General features: G+C 50.6%; 19 protein-coding genes. 13 read left to right on the top strand and 6 right to left on the bottom strand.

Features of this window, described 5'->3' with window-relative positions:
* Positions 1 to 17: 17 nt before the first annotated feature.
* Complete coding sequence (locus C5523_RS10700) at positions 18 to 725, bottom strand: CTP synthase (RefSeq protein ID WP_041851676.1); 708 nt, start codon at positions 723 to 725, stop codon at positions 18 to 20.
* A gap of 162 nt (positions 726 to 887) precedes the next feature.
* Here C5523_RS10700 and C5523_RS10695 point away from each other — a divergent pair, with 162 nt between their 5' ends.
* On the top strand, positions 888 to 1,397 hold the full coding sequence (locus tag C5523_RS10695) for a DUF523 domain-containing protein (RefSeq protein ID WP_041851677.1): 510 nt from the start codon (positions 888 to 890) through the stop codon (positions 1,395 to 1,397).
* Positions 1,384 to 1,728 (top strand): DUF488 domain-containing protein, encoded by a 345-nt coding sequence (locus tag C5523_RS10690; RefSeq protein WP_041851678.1) that lies wholly within the window; start codon positions 1,384 to 1,386, stop codon positions 1,726 to 1,728. Before C5523_RS10695 ends, C5523_RS10690 begins: the two co-directional genes overlap by 14 nt.
* 1 nt (position 1,729) lies before the next feature.
* Here the strand turns inward: C5523_RS10690 and C5523_RS10685 are convergent, their stop codons facing one another.
* Positions 1,730 to 2,035 carry a hypothetical protein gene (locus tag C5523_RS10685; protein WP_041851679.1) on the bottom strand — a complete coding sequence of 102 codons (306 nt, stop codon included), beginning with the start codon at positions 2,033 to 2,035 and terminating at the stop codon, positions 1,730 to 1,732.
* Between the two features lie 75 nt (positions 2,036 to 2,110).
* A complete protein-coding gene (locus tag C5523_RS10680) occupies positions 2,111 to 2,353 on the bottom strand; it encodes a DUF333 domain-containing protein (protein WP_072039779.1) in 243 nt (80 codons plus the stop codon).
* A 320-nt stretch (positions 2,354 to 2,673) separates the two neighbouring features.
* Between C5523_RS10680 and C5523_RS10675 the strand changes: the two genes are divergently transcribed.
* From C5523_RS10675 to C5523_RS10665, 3 genes are all read left to right on the top strand, one after another.
* Positions 2,674 to 3,702 carry a sensor domain-containing diguanylate cyclase gene (locus C5523_RS10675; protein WP_041851680.1) on the top strand — a complete coding sequence of 343 codons (1,029 nt, stop codon included), beginning with the start codon at positions 2,674 to 2,676 and terminating at the stop codon, positions 3,700 to 3,702.
* Between the two features lie 121 nt (positions 3,703 to 3,823).
* Positions 3,824 to 3,877 carry a hypothetical protein gene (locus C5523_RS27985; RefSeq protein ID WP_071845982.1) on the top strand — a complete coding sequence of 18 codons (54 nt, stop codon included), beginning with the start codon at positions 3,824 to 3,826 and terminating at the stop codon, positions 3,875 to 3,877.
* A gap of 103 nt (positions 3,878 to 3,980) precedes the next feature.
* Positions 3,981 to 5,804, top strand: coding sequence for a sensor domain-containing phosphodiesterase (locus C5523_RS10665; RefSeq protein ID WP_108701091.1), 1,824 nt, complete (start codon positions 3,981 to 3,983; stop codon positions 5,802 to 5,804).
* Positions 5,805 to 6,383: 579 nt separating this feature from the next.
* Here C5523_RS10665 and C5523_RS10660 read toward each other — a convergent pair.
* Positions 6,384 to 6,644 carry a hypothetical protein gene (locus tag C5523_RS10660; protein WP_041851682.1) on the bottom strand — a complete coding sequence of 87 codons (261 nt, stop codon included), beginning with the start codon at positions 6,642 to 6,644 and terminating at the stop codon, positions 6,384 to 6,386.
* Positions 6,645 to 7,127: 483 nt separating this feature from the next.
* Between C5523_RS10660 and C5523_RS10655 the strand changes: the two genes are divergently transcribed.
* Positions 7,128 to 7,343, top strand: a complete 216-nt coding sequence (locus tag C5523_RS10655; protein ID WP_108701090.1) for a hypothetical protein — start codon at positions 7,128 to 7,130, stop codon at positions 7,341 to 7,343.
* A gap of 60 nt (positions 7,344 to 7,403) precedes the next feature.
* Here the strand turns inward: C5523_RS10655 and C5523_RS10650 are convergent, their stop codons facing one another.
* Together C5523_RS10650 and icd are read right to left on the bottom strand one after the other, a co-directional pair.
* Positions 7,404 to 7,655: a hypothetical protein gene (locus tag C5523_RS10650; RefSeq protein ID WP_108701089.1), complete on the bottom strand. Its 252-nt coding sequence runs from the start codon at positions 7,653 to 7,655 to the stop codon at positions 7,404 to 7,406.
* A gap of 986 nt (positions 7,656 to 8,641) precedes the next feature.
* Positions 8,642 to 9,892 carry an NADP-dependent isocitrate dehydrogenase gene (gene icd / locus C5523_RS10645; RefSeq protein ID WP_041851685.1) on the bottom strand — a complete coding sequence of 417 codons (1,251 nt, stop codon included), beginning with the start codon at positions 9,890 to 9,892 and terminating at the stop codon, positions 8,642 to 8,644.
* 116 nt (positions 9,893 to 10,008) lie between these two features.
* Between icd and rluE the strand changes: the two genes are divergently transcribed.
* From rluE to purB, 7 genes are all read left to right on the top strand, one after another.
* A complete protein-coding gene (rluE, locus tag C5523_RS10640) occupies positions 10,009 to 10,659 on the top strand; it encodes a 23S rRNA pseudouridine(2457) synthase RluE (protein WP_108701088.1) in 651 nt (216 codons plus the stop codon).
* Positions 10,660 to 10,730: 71 nt separating this feature from the next.
* Complete coding sequence (locus C5523_RS10635; protein WP_108701087.1) at positions 10,731 to 11,657, top strand: hypothetical protein; 927 nt, start codon at positions 10,731 to 10,733, stop codon at positions 11,655 to 11,657.
* Between the two features lie 23 nt (positions 11,658 to 11,680).
* Positions 11,681 to 12,130: an NUDIX hydrolase gene (locus C5523_RS10630; protein WP_041851688.1), complete on the top strand. Its 450-nt coding sequence runs from the start codon at positions 11,681 to 11,683 to the stop codon at positions 12,128 to 12,130.
* 333 nt (positions 12,131 to 12,463) lie between these two features.
* The gene (locus C5523_RS10625) at positions 12,464 to 14,416 is read left to right on the top strand and encodes a methyl-accepting chemotaxis protein (protein WP_079496548.1); all 1,953 of its coding nucleotides are present in this window, start codon (positions 12,464 to 12,466) and stop codon (positions 14,414 to 14,416) included.
* 224 nt (positions 14,417 to 14,640) lie between these two features.
* The gene (gene mnmA, locus C5523_RS10620; protein WP_041851689.1) at positions 14,641 to 15,747 is read left to right on the top strand and encodes a tRNA 2-thiouridine(34) synthase MnmA; all 1,107 of its coding nucleotides are present in this window, start codon (positions 14,641 to 14,643) and stop codon (positions 15,745 to 15,747) included.
* Between the two features lie 35 nt (positions 15,748 to 15,782).
* Positions 15,783 to 16,412, top strand: coding sequence for a high frequency lysogenization protein HflD (hflD, locus tag C5523_RS10615; protein ID WP_041851690.1), 630 nt, complete (start codon positions 15,783 to 15,785; stop codon positions 16,410 to 16,412).
* A gap of 19 nt (positions 16,413 to 16,431) precedes the next feature.
* Entirely contained in the window at positions 16,432 to 17,802 is a 1,371-nt protein-coding gene (purB, locus tag C5523_RS10610; RefSeq protein WP_041851691.1) for an adenylosuccinate lyase, read from the top strand.
* The last annotated feature ends 83 nt before the right edge of the window (positions 17,803 to 17,885 follow it).

The following is a 17,885-nucleotide window of genomic DNA, read 5'->3' as shown; positions in this document are numbered from 1 at the left end:
GGCCTGTTTTCATTGACTCAATCTTTCGCAGCTTTCAGCATCGCCTGCACCAGCGGAACCGGGCGTCCGGCAAGGGCATTACGCTCATGCTGGAAAAGGGTGGCGACAAAAAATGGATGGTTGCTCAGCTCAACCGCACGAATTTCGCCATCTTCATCCCAGGCAGTGACCCGCATATCGCTTTTCTCCAGCTCGGCAGCAAAATCAGGCGAGATACCGTAGTTACAGTGGTAGCCTTCACTGATTTTCTCCCGCCCATAAGCACGGGCAATCAGCGTATTCGGGCGCAATTCAACTTCCGCCTCCTGCTCGACCAGCGAGCAGCTCAGCGGAACAATCACCATCCGGCCAGCGCTGTCGGTTTCCTGATGGGCGGCATCACCCACACCCATTACGTTGCGGGCATATTCAATAATGGCATGCTGGAAACCGCCGCAGGTGCCAAGAAACGGTATCGCGTTTTCCCGCGCATACTGAATAGCAATAAAGGCCCCTTCGGGATTTTTATACGGACTTGCCGGAACGACCCAGATTGCATCATAGCCAACGAGGTCATCGCGACTTTTAATCTCGGAGGTCGCCAGCCAGTCGTAATCTGCGGTAATCTCAAGGACGGCGGCGGCATCGTCGATCGCCAGCGGAATGGCCTGGTGTGCGACAACGTCGTGATTGTAATCACCAACGAGGGCAATTCGCAGGGTATCTTTAACGGGAATATGGGTCATGAAGGGGTCCCTATGTCAGAGCAATTAACGAATAACATAAGGAACCTCACATTAGCGATCTTTCGTCTACATCACAACACATTAAAAATGGCAGGGCATATTTTGCCGTATTTCGATAAAAACGCTGCTTAAGGCAACAGATGCGTCGAAGCTGGAGAAAAAATGCGCAGTAAAATTCTGGTCAGCGCCTGCCTGATGGGGTTCAACGTTCGCTATAACGGCACTAAAAAAGGGTCACTACAGCAAACGCTGGCCTACTTACAGCAGGAACAGCGTCTGGTTATCCATTGCCCGGAGCTGGCGGCAGGGCTCCCGGTTCCACGTTCACCCGCAGAAATACGCGATGGCAACGGCAAGGATGTGATGGGCGGCGCAGCACAGATTGTTGAAGATAGTGGCCAGGATGTCACCGCGCACTATCAGCTCGCCGCCTGGCTGGCCCTCAAAACCGCACAGTCAGAAGGCTGTTGCGCAGCACTACTGACCGACGGCAGCCCCACTTGTGGTAGCCAGCAGATTTACGACGGCACTTTTAGCGGCGTTCAACGTCCAGGAATGGGTGTCGCTGCCGCGCTGCTGGAGGCAAACGGCATTCGCGTGTTTTCCCACCAGCAGATCGCGGAACTCGTCGCCTTTATCGAAGAGAGGGAACAGACAGATGATTCAATGTAAACGTGTCTATGACCCGGCATCCGGACAGGATGGCTATCGGGTTCTGGTCGATCGCCTGTGGCCGCGCGGCGTTAAAAAAACCGATCTGAACTACGACGAGTGGTGTAAGGATTTGGCCCCATCGGGCGATTTACGTAAAGCCTTTCACGCCGATGTACTGGATTTCGCCGCGTTTCGGGAAGCATACCTGGCGGAGCTTGCGGATAAGCGAGAGGCCGGACAAACGCTTAATGCGAAGCGTCAAAGCGGTGTTCTCACCCTGCTCTATGCCGCCAAAGACACCAGGCAAAATCATGCGCTGGTGCTGGCAGAATGGCTGGAGTCGCTATAAATCAGGAAATCACCTGCTCGCGATGATGTTCAGGCAGGCTGTCCGGGTCGAGAGGCATCAGGTGTTCGGCACGAACAAAGGCGAAACCTTGTTGCCCATCGAAAGACCGCACATCACCCGTCACCAGCCACAACGCACGATTCGCGCTTTGCGGCATGCGCGTCATCACACCATTGACCGGGTTCAGAAACATCTCGCCTGGCTGGCAAAGGCCAAATAACTCTACAGATTTACCAATATTACAGCGCCCGGCAGGCGTTTGCGCGCCAATGACCATCGCCAGGCTACCCGGTCGTAACTGAAACATAATTCTCTCGCGTACACATGCATCATGGAAAATAAGATTATTCTTAACCAAGTTTACCCTGATGCAGGTAGCGTGTCACGAGCGAGATTGAGGGTGATCGCGTCGCCACAGTTCCCATTCATCTATCACTTCACCGCCTGGCAATTTGCATTCTGTACGCACCCCCTGGGGGCTTTGCACAGGCACACGTTGCCCGCCCATCTGCAGACAATGCACCGCCGCCGGATTGGCTTTTCCTGCTACGGGTTGACGAGTCGTACCCGGTGGCGTGGAGCATGCCGTTAATGCACAAATGAAAAGGAAGAAAATATTACGCATCGAATTATCCATATTGAAATAATAAGCCAGAAATTTAGCTTAATGCGTTACGCCTGACATCTCCATGATTTCTCCATCCTTACGCCACTTTTTGCAGATATATTTGCCTCGTTCTCACCCATGACCAGAGAACATCATTCCGTAATCAATGAGTTTTTGCCCCGTCTCATCAACGGGGCTTTTTTTTACGCAATCTCCTGAACCGCCCGTTTGACGCTGCCGATATATAAAACTTATTTAAGCCATGCTTTAATATGGCGAGTTTATATTTTCAGCATCAAGTGCATACAGCGCGCAGTGCACAGGAGTTAATGAGTGTAATGTCCGATTTCATTTTGGCCCGAGTTTCCGAAACACTCCATAAAGATCAATCCCTTGAAAGCCTGGTACGACAGCTCCTTGAAATGCTGGAGATGGTCACTGAAATGGAATCGACGTACCTTACCAAGATTGACGACGACGGTGGTTTTCAACATATCCAGTATGCGCGAAACAGCAAACAACTTGATCTTCCAGAGGGTTTTTCTCTGCCGTGGGGTGACAGCCTGTGCAAGCGCGCGCTGGATGAGGGCTGTTTTTTTAGCGATGACGTGGCAACGCAGTGGGCAGATTGCGAAGCGGCGCAAAAAATTGGGATCACCACTTACTTAAGCATGCCTGTGCATCTGGCGGATGGTTCGCTTTATGGCACGCTATGCGCCGCCAGTAAGGACACGCGTAAGTTGAGCGTTCGCGGTGAACACGTTTTACGTCTTTTCGCCGGGCTGATAGCGCGTTCCATCGAAAAAGACCACCTGGTGGAACAACTGCGAGAAGCTAACGCGGCACTCATCGCCCACTCTTATACCGATCCGCTGACCGGCCTGCCTAATCGACGGGCGATCTTCGATAATCTGACAATGCTATTTTCTCTTGCCAGAAACCTTGATATTCAGATTATTATTGCGTTTATTGATCTCGATAACTTTAAAAGAATAAATGATGAGCTTGGCCATGAATCAGGCGATCAATTCCTTATTCAGATTGGGCGTCGTCTTCTGGATGGTTGCGATAAAGATGATGTGGTCGGGCGGCTTGGCGGCGATGAATTTTTAATTGCCTGTCCAGGCGGGCCGCGCGATCAAACACAAACCGAAAGATTATCCTCCCTTAAGCAAAATTTGCATAAATGTCTCACTGGAGAATATCGACTGGGTTCCGTCAATATATTTTATCCCGGAGCCAGTATCGGTGTGGTCGAAATTAATCCCGATAGTATTGATGCTGACAGTGCATTGCGCATCGCCGATCGCGCTATGTATCAGGATAAAAACGGAAAAAACAAACAGCCGTTTTTACGCCTCAATTAATTCACTTCAGGGCGTTTTTTTGCTTGAGAATTATCTTATTTTCTTCTATTTAATTATTATCTGCATCGCTGGCAAAGGCTGCCAGCTCAGGAGCTAGTTCGTGAGAAAGTCAACAATCATTATGCTCATTGTGGCTGTTGTTGCCGTCGCCGGTACTCAACTCGGCTGGTGGTAGACGGTGGGCTAAACTTAACAGTCATTGTAGATGTCATCCTGGCCAGTGATGTTGTCGACAGAGCATAACCTAACAGCCTCATTTATCTGAGCAGGAGCTCGCAATGTTCACGGGACTTAAAAGAAGCGAAAGCAAACGGCTGGCGGCGCTGGAATTATTGCGTAAAGAGGATAAAACCCGCGACGCAGCCCTGACAGAGTATGCCTGCCTTGCTTGCGAGGTGATGAATGTCGAAGGCTGCTTTATTACCGTATTTGATGATGATTACCAATATATCAAATATGTTAAAAATGTACCGCTGGAGCATTTCAAAGTCCCGATAGAAAAAACAATGTGCCAGTACTCGCGCGACAGCGGGCAGACCGTTGTCTGCCCTGATGCCCGGCTGGATTCCCGTTTTTCTCATCAACCACTGGTGCAAAACGGCGATATTCTGTTTTATGCTTCTGCGCCGATGATAACGCAAGAGGGGATGGTTCTTGGCACGCTTTGTGTCAGTAGTTCCAGTATCTTCACCCCGACGCAGCAACAAATAGAAAGTTTTAACCGCATCGCAGAGCTTTCCGCAGTCTACCTTGAAGCGCGCTATTCTATTGGTCGCGTCGACACGCTCACGGGGCTTCCCAACCGCCAGTTTTTGCTGCGTGAAATGGAGCAAAAAACGCTGGAAAAAGACCCCAAAACCTATGGTCTGGTGATATTTGACTGTATTGATATGCCTCGTGCCTACGAGCTAATCCGCTATCTGGGATTGCGCGCCGTGGATAATATGCTGCGCAGCTTTATCCCGCTGTTGCGTCTGCGTCTTCGGTTAAAAGAGAATGTTCTTTTATACTCTTTCGCCCCCGCCCGTTTTGCGGTACTGGTTGAGATTGAACAAGCCTTAACGCTCGTTAAACGCGCAGAAACGCTGCCAGGGACGCGGGCACAAATGGCGCAAAACATTGATATTACGCTCACTATCCATACCGGCTACGTCAAGTTCTCGCCACGGGAAGATGATGCCCATGAAATTGTGCGTCAGGCGATCAGCGCCCTGCACGAATCAATCCGCCAGAATATTCCGGTCCTGCAATTTAATCCCATCCTTGATCACAAAAGAAATAAAGACTTCAAACTCTTGTATGACTTAAGTGAGGCGATTAAATCAACCAGTCAGCTTTATCTGGTTTTTCAACCGAAGGTATCGTTGCGCTCTGGCAAAACAGAAGGGGTGGAAGCGCTGCTGCGCTGGCGACATCCACAGCTTGGCAATATTTCTCCGGCAACCATTGTTTCGCTGGCAGAAAAAACCAGCCTGATGTCGGAAATTACCCAATGGGTCATCAAAACCGTCATCGCGCAACTGAAATCCTGGCGTAGCCAGGGTATTACCCTACCGGTTTCGATTAACGTGACAGTGAGTGATTTTTCTCGTCCCGGCTTTGCGGATGAGCTGGAAAATAATGTTCTCAATGCGGGCTTGTATCCGGCTGATATTCGCATTGAGTGTCTGGAGACAGAAAAAGTTCTGGAGAGTGAAGCCGCGCTTGAAGAACTCGATCGCCTGAAACTGCTAGGTTTCCAGATTCTGCTGGACGACTTTGGCGCCGGTTACAGTAATATCAGTTACCTGCGTCGCATTCCTATTGATGTGATTAAATTGGATCGCTCACTGGTCAGCCAGATAACGACTGATTCCGGCAGTCGTATCATCGCCCGTAATGTCATCATGATGCTTAAAGAACTCCATTATGTGGTGCTGGCCGAAGGGGTTGAAGATCATGAGACGGCGCAAATGCTTACCGAGTTTGGCTGTGATGAGGCGCAAGGTTATTATTTTTCAAGACCCATCCCGCCAGAAGATATTAAAGCCTGGCTTGCGGACTGTAAGCCCTATCGTGTGTTAGGACGTATTAACAACGATCAGCATCAGTATGGTTCGTAATGTATGCTTAAGCGTCCTCTCCTGCTGAGGGCGCATGTTAAGTCTTAACCAATAAAGCCCGACATTAATAACCCGATCATCAATTTTCTCAATCCACAACGAGAAAAAAATGCGTTGGTAAATTTCGCTTAGGAAAGATATAAAGTACGCATGTGAAGGAAATACGATTTAACATTCTCTACCGCATTCTCGGACAGTTTTGATGTCGAAACTGTCCTTTTTCTTTAGTCGAAATTAATCCCCCGACCATTTAATTATATTTTAAACAATCATTAGCAGACTTCGTATTGTCAAATACTCTTCTCCTCGTCGATTAATTATTTCCTTGAAGTACTTGCGCAACGCCAGATGTTCGCTTTATGGATTCTTTAAAACGCGGTCGGATTTATTGACAGGAGGCCAGTAATCACAACATTTGCGCTGTGACCAGGCCCATCGACGGGGGTCTTATTTACATCACTCCTTGTCAATATCCAGAATGGCTGACGCGACAGCCCTGCATGGCAAAATGCGTCGCTATCCCGTCAGCCAAATGTTTTTCTGACAAGTCGGCACCTGGATCACACGATAATGCGTAACTCAGTGGGCTTTTTGAATCATCTGGATTGTTGCATCTTCGGATAATCCATGCCCCTGGATATGAACATCCAGCGAGACATCCTGGGTTTCGTTATGGAAGGTTTGGTCGCCTTCACCATGCAGGAACCCAACAATGACATCACCTCTTTCAATATCGCTTCCTGTTAGCAGTTTTACGACGGTGTGATTGCCGAATTCATCGCGAATGATGACATAACCAATCCGATGTTCATGATGAAGGACGACTCCGCGCTGATTCATCTGAATGCTCCTTTGGACTATTTGATAGAGAAAGAATAGCCGAAAGTGGCAGGCTTTTACGTGAGGCAGCGCATTTTCGTGATACACGAGATGCGCCTGAGGTTAAAAGGTGTAAAGCGTCGTTTCGGGTGGGTTTTAGCGCCCATCAACCATGTCGCATATCAGCTTGCGCTCCTGTCTTGTCCCAGACCTCAACGACCTGTCTTATTACTTTTTGGCGTTGATGATTTGTTGAAAATGTATACATCGCATTGAGATAAGATGGTAGAGATATTAGCCTGCCAACAAAGGTGGACGCGTTGAATAAAAATCATATTCGCTGGATAAGTATAGGATTTATGTCACTCTGTCTGGTCAATGGGATGATGGATCTCTTTTCGCACCACAGAAGGTTTATTGCGATTGTTATGGTTGTCGGTAGTATCATCGCAATTGCATCAACATTGAGGCTTATTTTTAATCAAAAATAAGGTATCCGGGCAGGTGCAGCCTCGCAAAGAGCAACTGCCAATGGTCCATCATATTGCTCGTATTTGTAGTTTATCCAATGATGGCGTCATTGAATCCCTGCTTATCAGATATCCGGGTGCGCCGAAAGATAACGGTGCGGCCTTAAATGATATTTTTCGTCTGACCCTCTATCCAGACCGGCGGTATCGTGAAGCGCGACAACGCCTGCCGACGTCGTTGCAACGGTAAAAGCCTGTGCTTCCACGTTAACTTACACAGGCCCCTTTCTGCTGTTGCACTGACATATTTTTAAAGAACGGATGCCATCCCAGCCACGCCAACAAAAAGCAGGCTGTCAGAATAGTCTTTTAATTCCTTAAGATATTCATCATCATTTTGTTTCATCATCGCGATAGCATCCTTAGCGCTGTCAGCGTCGACCTCAAAATGATGCTTTTTGTAACCCTTACGTTTGAGAAGCGCCTTTGCTTCCTCATTTACGCTACTTTTGGGAAAGACTCGTGCACCCGATTCGTTGTAATAAAAAACATATACACTCACAGTAAACCTCCATGGATAGTACGGTGATTTCCGTTACTAAATTAGCATCTCCGCTTAGGCCAAGATACGTATATCCTTAAATAAAATAATGACTTTCCTGCTGCTTGCTTAGTGTTTTTACGTCAGTCAGTAACGCGCCTTGCCAATGCGTCAATCTCAGTCATTAGCGTCAGGATCGCTTCATGATGCCCGACTGTTTTCTGTGCATGATCAAATGGGTCACTAAACATCAAAATGTTGCCGGGATGGGCATATAAAACATAATACTGGCACTAACTTCTTTTGTGGAACTTTTTCAGCGAAGGCTATAAGAACGGGCGTATTCAAGCGTTGGTATCATGGAACTCTCCTGAATATCACATATATTGCGCTATGAGCTATGGAGTTTATCAACTGGCGCGGGAAATATAATTTGGTGAAAACACCAGCATCTTTAAATGAGATCACATTGGGTGAATTTATCGGAAGTCTTCAAAAAATACCTTTGCACTGACAACGGTGCCAATCCATGACCCTGCATAAATAATACTTACCACAACTTATTCTTGGGCTGCTTTTTCTGCTGCTACTTTGATCCCGTTACAAAACTCTTCGTTTTTTGCAGGGCAAAAATGCGACGCCTGATTCTGGATTTTACCCAGATCTTTGGTATCAAGCATTGAGCCGATGTGTCTAAGATAATATTTTTTAGGTTTCCATTGCCATCCACTAGAGTGATTTGGTGTATAGAACCATTAAAAAATAATTTTGCCATATCCACCTGACCTACCAGGGAAAAGCGTCATGATGTTTGCCCTAACCTTACCGGTAGGTATAGGTAAAACAAACTGAACAATATCATGATGACCGAGGTAAAGACTGGATTGTGGTCGGCTAAAGTATCGTTTTCAGAGGGAGTTTTGGGGAAAGTTTTGGGGAAGATTTCCTGAGTCGCATAAAAAACGGGAACCATCAGGCTCCCGTTCTTCGTAAACCCAGAAACTGGATTACATGTTTGCGATGATCGCGTCGCCAAACTCTGAACATTTCAGCAGTTTAGCGCCTTCCATCAGACGTTCGAAATCGTAGGTCACGGTTTTGGCAGCGATAGCGCCTTCCATGCCTTTCACGATCAGGTCTGCGGCTTCGAACCACTGCATGTGACGCAGCATCATCTCAGCGGAGAGGATAACGGAGCCCGGGTTCACTTTGTCCTGGCCCGCATACTTCGGCGCAGTACCGTGAGTAGCTTCGAACAGCGCACATTCGTCACCAATGTTTGCCCCCGGTGCGATACCGATACCGCCTACCTGGGCTGCCAGGGCGTCGGAGATATAGTCACCGTTCAGGTTCATACAGGCGATAACGTCGTATTCAGCCGGACGCAGCAGGATCTGTTGCAGGAACGCATCAGCGATCACATCTTTGATGATGATCTCTTTGCCGGTGTTCGGGTTTTTGATCTTCTGCCACGGGCCGCCGTCGATTAGCTCACCACCGAACTCTTCGCGAATCAGCTGGTAGCCCCAGTCTTTGAACGCGCCTTCGGTGAACTTCATGATGTTGCCTTTGTGTACAAGGGTCAGAGAATCGCGATCGTTGGTGATAGCGTATTCAATAGCCGCACGTACCAGACGTTTGGTGCCTTCTTCGGAACACGGTTTGATACCGATACCGCAATGTTCCGGGAAGCGAATTTTCTTCACGCCCATCTCTTCACGCAGGAATTTAATCACTTTCTCTGCGTCAGCAGAGTCCGCTTTCCATTCGATACCAGCGTAAATGTCTTCGGAGTTTTCACGGAAGATAACCATGTCGGTCAGTTCCGGGTGTTTAACCGGGCTTGGCGTGCCCTGGTAGTAACGTACCGGGCGCAGGCAAACATACAGGTCCAGCTCCTGACGCAGGGCAACGTTCAGAGAGCGGATACCGCCACCAACCGGCGTGGTCAGCGGGCCTTTGATGGCAACGCGGTATTCACGAATCAGATCGAGAGTTTCAGCGGGCAGCCAGACGTCCTGGCCGTAAATTTGGGTAGACTTCTCACCGGTGTAAATTTCCATCCAGGAAATTTTACGCTCGCCTTTATAGGCTTTCTCCACAGCGGCATCGACCACTTTCAGCATCGCAGGGGTAACGTCGACACCGATACCGTCACCTTCAATGAACGGGATAATCGGGTTATTCGGAACGTTCAGCTTGCCGTTTTGCAGGGTGATCTTCTTACCTTCCGCCGGAACAACTACTTTGCTTTCCATTCACCTCTCCTTCGAGCGCTTCTGGTTGTTACTGATTTTTGTTAATGAATTGTAATTAGCCTGTCAATACTACCTGATAGTTGGGTTCCATGAAAGGCAATCATGTTTCAGTTATAATGCGGCAATTGATAACCACTGAAAATACCATGAAGAAAACTTCTTTTAGAAATCACCACCTTGAGCGATTCAGCTCACGACAAGCTACTAAGCGGCGACGCGAAAACCAGCCAAAGCGGGTGATTTTGTTTAATAAACCCTATGATGTTTTGCCGCAGTTCACCGATGAGGCCGGACGCAGTACGCTTAAAGAGTATATACCTGTTCAAAATGTATACGCGGCGGGGCGTCTGGATCGTGACAGTGAAGGTTTACTGGTGTTAACCAACGACGGTGAATTGCAGGCAAAACTGACGCAGCCGGGGAAACGTACCGGGAAAATCTATTTTGTTCAGGTTGAAGGAGAGCCGGGTGAAGAGGCGCTGGCAGCGTTGCGCGACGGTGTCACCCTGAATGATGGCCCTACTCTGCCCGCCGGCATTGAACGAGTTAGTGAGCCAGAGTGGCTGTGGCCGCGCAATCCCCCCATTCGCGAGCGGAAATCCATTCCCACCAGTTGGCTTAAAATCACGCTTTATGAAGGCCGCAATCGCCAGGTCCGACGAATGACCGCACACGTTGGTTTTCCCACTCTCCGCCTCATTCGTTATGCGCTGGGTGAATATACCCTCGATGGGCTGCCCAATGGCCAGTGGCGAGAAGTGAAATAAACGCGTTGTTTATACTGAATAATTCCGCAAACTAATCATTAACTGAAATTTGTCATGGATGAGGAGAAGGTATGTTGTTACGGGTTGCGGCTTTTTTGCTGCTCTGCGCTGTTTCGTCATCATGTTTTGCTAATGAAACTTGCGAGACCATCGGCGGGAGGGCCGCAGGCGAAGCAGATTATCTCTTCGAGGTTGCAAAAGTGACCAGCCCTGACCGGTTACATTTTTATTCTGCTCCCGGCTCGGAATGCCAGCTTCCCGCGTTTTTAGTCAACGGCGATACCGTTGAAGTCCTGCGAAGCTCGGTCTTATACGGGAAATCAGGCGGGGTCTCCCCCACTCATCCCTTTCGCTATGTACGCTACCGGGATGCCAACGGCGCATTTGTCACCGGCTGGGTGACGGCCGATGAGTTGACCGCTCTGCCCTCCTCGTTGCCGGTCAGCCATGAATGCCAGACGTGGGCAGACGACACCTTGCGTACACGCGTGCGCGAAGCCCCTTCGGCCAATAACCGATACCGCGTTCAAGGTCAGGCGCGCGCATGGTTTTACACGATGCCCAATGAAAAGTGCCGTAGCTCGTCGGTCTTCCTGGTGCCGGGTGATAGTGTTTCCGCTCAGGAGCAGTCCGAGGATGATTTTCTTGAGGTGAACTGGTACGGTCCCGAGCACCGCATCATTCGCGGCTGGCTTAAAAAATCACAGCTTGCGCCCATTGACGAAGGCGATCGCTATCGCGACGACATTAACCCGCTCTCTGTCGATAAAGCCACGCGTATCGCCACGCTTTCCCTGCGCACCGATTATCACTGTGTGTTCTATGAAAGCTGGAACGCGCAAAAAGAGATTCAGATTATCGTTCGCGAAGATCACCAGTCGGCGCTGTGCCGTGGCAGTGCGGATAGCGAGACGTCTCCACCGGTGGCCTATATTAGTATCAACAAGCAGAGTGGCGAGATCAATTGGCCGGATATGGCCGATGGCTTTGATGAATAACTTTGATAAACAAAGAGGAAAGTATGTTTAAACCTCATGTCACCGTCGCCTGCGTCGTCCATGCGCAGGGCAAGTTTTTGGTCGTAGAAGAGACAATCAGCGGCAAGGCACTGTGGAATCAGCCAGCCGGCCACCTGGAGGCCAATGAAACGCTGGTGCAGGCTGCAAAACGCGAGCTGTGGGAAGAGACGGGTATTCATGCCACGCCCGATGCCTTTATTCGTATGCATCAGTGGATAGCACCGGACAAAACACCTTTCCTGCGTTTTCTGTTTGCCGTCGATCTCGAAGACATCTGCGCCACCGAGCCGCACGACAGTGATATTGACCGCTGCCTGTGGGTCAGCGCTGATGAGATCCTGAACGCGAAAAACCTGCGCTCCCCGCTGGTCGCAGAAAGTATTCGTAGCTGGCAAACCGGTACACGTTATCCGTTATCGGTGATTGGCGAATTTAACTGGCCTTTTAACTAAGCGTCAGGTTTTGACAACAGCCGCGCCTGCGCGGTTGTTGTGTTTTCCCCGTTGTGCCCGTCAACAACACCTGGCTGAATTAATACCAAAGCGAAATATTTAACCGCAACTTAACCCACCAAAAGTAACGCTACACTCGCTATATTCCTTCACGTTCCGCGCACGTCGGCGATTACTCCTGCTACACATCCCCTTTTTTGTGCATTTTTACGCCAAAGCGGCTGCATTTGTAACAATTAAAGATCAAAAAACATACGCCGATAGATTTCAAGGAAGGCAGCCCCGATTTGCGGGATGGTAATGGCGCTACACGTTGAGATCAGAGGTACGGTGATGGCAAGACAATATGTTCAAAAAAAGATGAGTACCCGCGCGCAAATGTTGCTCACAGGTGCGTTAACCATCACTCTCGGCTTTGTTGCAACCATTGGCGTGCTGAGCTGGCAGTCCAGCAACGAGCAAAAATCATTAGCAGAAAAATACTTACATCAGATTGCGCAGAGTGAGGCCCTGAAAATTCAGCAAGACCTTAACTATGCGCGCGATGTTGCGCATAACCTCGGTCACAGTCTGATTGCCTTACCGGCAGCCGGGATAACGGATCGTCAAGTCGCCGATAAAATGATGGAATCCGCTCTGCGTGATAATCCTGATTACCTTTCCATCTCGGTGATTTTTGAAGAAAACGCCTTTGACGGAAAAGATGCGGATTTTGCAGATAAGCCCGATCAGGCGCCGAAGGGGCGTTATGCCTTCTTCGTTGATCGCGACCAGTCTGGCAATTTCAAGATGCACCCTCTGCTCTCTTACCTGACGCCAGGCCAGGGCGATTATTACCTGGTGCCGCAAAAATCTCAGAAAGACACGCTGATTGAACCCTATAGCTACGCTTACAACGGCGTACCGACGCTGTTGACATCCGTCGCCGCCCCGGTGGTCAGTCAGGGCAAACTGCATGCTGTGATCACTTCGGATATCTCACTTGCCTCATTGCAGGAAAAAGTAAATCAAATTAAACCCTGGGAAGGTGGCGGCTACGCCGTGCTGTTGTCTACCGCAGGCAAAGTTATCTCTTATCCTGATAAGAAAATGACCAGTAAACCCTTTCCGGGCAACACCAATAACTTCTCTTCACAGGTTGTGGAACAGCCTGATGCTATCCTCGGTGAGGATGCTTTAGTGACCTGGCAGCCGGTGTCTATCGGCAACAGTACCGACAAATGGTATCTGGGTGTCGTCGCACCGGTCAGCCAGGTGATGGCAGCGGCCAACCGTCAGTTGATGAACGCTATCATTCTGATGGTACTTAGCATTCTGCTGGTTAGCGCCTTACTGGGTATCGTCTTTAGCCGCAAAGTATTGAAACCGATTGGCGGCGAACCGCTGGAAGCGGCAACCATCGCGCTGGCCGTCGCAGATGGCAAACTGGATAACGAGATTAACGTCAAATCTGGCGATCGCCATAGCCTGTTCTTCGCGCTGCAGACCATGCAGGCACAACTGCGTCAAATCGTCGGGCAGATCAAAGATGCCAGTGATTCTGTACGTCAGGGTGCGGGGGAGATTGTCAGCGGCAACATTAACCTCTCTTCGCGTACAGAGCAGCAAGCCGCAGCGCTGGAGCAAACTGCCGCCAGCATGGAGCAGTTCAGCGCAACGGTGAAACATAACGCCACCAACGCACATCAGGCCACGGCACTGACAGCAAATGCAACGCAGATTGCCAGCCGGGGTGAAGCACTGGTCGGCCAGGTGGTTAAAACCATGTCGCAGATTGATGACAGCTCGAAAAAAATCAGCGACATCACCACCATGATCAACAGTATCGCCTTCCAGACCAATATTCTGGCGCTTAACGCCGCCGTCGAAGCGGCGCGCGCTGGTGAACAGGGGCGCGGTTTTGCCGTGGTGGCTTCCGAAGTGCGTAATCTTGCGCAGCGCAGCGCCAACGCGGTGAAAGAGATTGCCGCATTGATTGAAGAGTCGAGTCAGCGCGTTGAGAACGGCGTTCAACTGGTTAATGATGCCGGGAAGACAATGCAGGAAATGACCCAGGCGGTGAATTCAGTCCAAACCATCATTAATGAAATTGTTGTCGCCTCTGATGAGCAGGCCAAAGGCATTAGCCAGGTGACGATTGCGGTTAATGAGATGGATGGCGTCACCCAGCAGAACGCCTCACTGGTGCAAGAGATGGCGGCGGCGGCAAGCTCCCTCGAAGAACAGGCACAGCAGCTTGCCCAGAGTGTCGAGCAGTTCAGCATCGACGATCAGCGAGCCGCCTGATACAACGCGTCAAAACGCATGAGTTAACATAAACCCCGGCCTCGCTGGGGTTTATCGTTCTGTGCCCCGTTCCAGACGAACAATCACGCCATAAGCGCTCACGGCAGGCCAGGTTAGCGGTAATTTCCGCCCGACTTGTTGCGGATTGGTAATATGCAGGGGTGCCTGCGCGGCGAGTGCGTGATAGAATACGCCGCCTTGAAGTTCAATGTCGTGAGTATTCTATGTCTGATAGCCCAAAAAAAGTGATCGTCGGCATGTCCGGCGGTGTCGATTCTTCCGTATCTGCCTGGCTGTTACTGCAACAGGGTTATAAGGTGGAAGGCCTGTTCATGAAGAACTGGGAAGAGGACGACGGCGAGGAATACTGTACCGCGGCGGCCGATCTGGCCGATGCGCAGGCCGTATGCGACAAACTCGGTATTGAACTCCACACCGTAAACTTTGCCGCAGAATACTGGGACAACGTGTTTGAACACTTCCTGGCGGAATATAAAGCCGGGCGCACGCCTAACCCGGATATTCTGTGCAACAAAGAGATCAAATTTAAAGCCTTCCTCGAATTTGCCGCCGAAGATCTGGGCGCCGATTATATCGCGACCGGTCACTATGTCCGCCGGGCTGATGTCGACGGTAAAAGCCGTTTGCTTCGCGGTCTGGATGGCAACAAAGATCAGAGCTATTTCCTCTATACGCTTGGCCATGAGCAGATTGCGCAAAGCCTGTTCCCGGTCGGTGAACTGGAAAAACCCGAAGTGCGCAAAATCGCCGAAGAGTTGGGGCTGGTCACCGCGAAGAAAAAAGACTCTACCGGTATCTGCTTTATCGGCGAGCGCAAATTCCGCGAATTTTTAGGCCGCTACCTGCCTGCCCAGCCGGGCAAAATCCTCACCGTTGACGGTGAAGAGATTGGCGAGCATCAGGGGCTGATGTACCACACGTTGGGCCAACGCAAAGGGTTGGGGATTGGCGGAACCAAAGAAGGTACCGAAGATCCGTGGTACGTGGTCGATAAAGATGTGGAAAACAATATCCTGGTGGTCGCGCAGGGGCACGATCACCCACGTCTGATGTCCGTTGGGCTGATTGCCCAGCAATTGCACTGGGTTAATCGCGAACCGCTGGTCGGTACGCTGCGCTGCACCGTGAAAACCCGTTACCGCCAGACCGATATTCCGTGCACCATTACTGCCCTGGATGATGACCGCATTGAGGTTCGTTTTGACGAGCCGGTTGCTGCGGTAACGCCAGGCCAGTCTGCCGTTTTCTATAGCGGCGAAGTGTGCCTTGGCGGCGGTATTATCGAACAGCGTATCGCGCTGCCGATTTAATCGACGAGACTGAGATAGCGAATCAAGGAGCGAGTGTGGCTAAGAATTACTACGACATCACCCTGGCGCTGGCGGGCATTTGCCAGTCCGCCCGTCTGGTGCAGCAACTGGCGCATCAGGGACATTGCGACGCCGACGCGCTCCATGTCTCTCTCAATAGCGTCATCGATCTTAACCCGGACTCAACCCTGAGCGTTTTTGGTGGCAGCGAAGCAAACCTGCGCACCGGTCTGGAAACGCTACTCGGCGTACTTAATGCCAGCAGCCGTCAGGGGCTGAATGCCGAATTGACCCGCTATACTCTTAGCCTGATGGTGCTGGAGCGCAAGCTGGCGGGCCACAAAGATGCCATGAATACGCTCGGTGACCGTATCGCTGGTTTGCAGCGCCAGCTTGAGCATTTTGATCTCCAGTCGGAGACGCTGCTTAGCGCCATGGCTGGTATTTATGTGGATGTGATTAGCCCGCTCGGGCCGCGCATTCAGGTGACCGGTTCGCCTGCGGTGCTGCAAAGCCCGCAGGTCCAGGCGAAAGTTCGCGCCACGCTGCTTGCAGGTATTCGTGCTGCGGTGCTGTGGCATCAGGTTGGCGGTGGCCGCCTGCAATTAATGTTTTCCCGTAATCGCCTGACCACTCAGGCCAAACAAATTCTCGCTCATTGTTAACCTCCCGGAGTTCTGAACTATGGAATTATCCTCACTGACCGCCGTTTCCCCTGTCGATGGACGCTACGGCGATAAAGTCAGCGCGCTGCGCGGGATTTTCAGCGAATTCGGTTTGCTGAAATTTCGTGTACAAGTCGAAGTACGCTGGTTACAAAAGCTGGCGTCACATGCAGCGATCAAGGAAGTTCCTGCTTTTGCTGACGACGCAAACGGTTTCCTCGATAAAATCGTCGCCGACTTCAATGAAGAAGACGCGGCGCGTATCAAAACTATCGAGCGCACCACTAACCATGACGTGAAAGCGGTCGAATATTTTCTGAAAGAAAAAGTGGCGGATATCGCGCAATTACACGCGGTCTCTGAATTTATCCACTTCGCCTGCACCTCAGAAGATATCAATAACCTCTCCCACGCCTTGATGCTGAAAACCGCGCGTGATGAGGTCATCCTGCCTTACTGGCGTCAGGTGATTGATGCAGTGAAAGACCTCGCCGTGCAGTATCGCGATATTCCTCTGCTTTCCCGTACTCACGGACAGCCGGCCACGCCGTCTACCATGGGGAAAGAGATGGCTAACGTGGCATACCGTATGGAACGCCAGTATCGCCAGCTAAATCAGGTGGAAATCCTCGGCAAAATCAACGGTGCGGTGGGGAACTACAACGCCCACATCGCCGCTTATCCGGAAGTGGACTGGCACCAGTTCAGCGAAGAGTTTGTGACCTCTCTGGGTATCCAGTGGAACCCGTACACCACGCAGATCGAGCCGCATGACTACATTGCGGAGCTGTTTGACTGCATGGCGCGCTTTAACACCATCCTGATCGACTTCGATCGCGATGTGTGGGGTTATATCGCCCTGAACCACTTCAAACAGAAAACCATCGCCGGCGAAATTGGTTCTTCCACCATGCCGCACAAGGTGAACCCGATTGACTTCGAAAACTCCGAAGGCAACCTCGGCCTGTCGAATGCGGTGTTGCAGCACCTGGCCAGCAAACTGCCGGTATCCCGCTGGCAGCGCGACCTGACCGACTCCACCGTACTGCGTAACCTGGGCGTTGGCGTGGGCTATGCGCTGATTGCCTATCAGGCAACCCTGAAAGGCGTGAGCAAATTGGAAGTGAACCGCGACCGTCTGCTGGACGAGCTGGATCATAACTGGGAAGTACTGGCAGAGCCGATTCAGACCGTTATGCGCCGCTACGGTATCGAAAAACCGTATGAGAAGCTCAAAGAGCTGACCCGTGGTAAACGTGTGGATGCCGAAGGCATGAAACAGTTTATCGATAGCCTTGCGCTGCCGGAAGACGAGAAAGTTCGCCTGAAAGCGATGACCCCGGCAAATTACATTGGCCGAGCCATCACCATGGTCGATGAACTGAAATAACCCCTTCCTGCTGCCTTTCGCCCTCTTTTCATCAGGAAAGAGGGCTTCCTTCCTCTCGGTTTAACAAATGTTTATCCCTGCCG

The organism is Phytobacter sp. SCO41 (assembly GCF_003073275.1).
GTDB lineage: Bacteria > Pseudomonadota > Gammaproteobacteria > Enterobacterales > Enterobacteriaceae > Phytobacter > Phytobacter diazotrophicus.
Note: the sequence above shows the minus strand (reverse complement) of the source record. Positions and strands in the feature narration are given on the sequence as shown.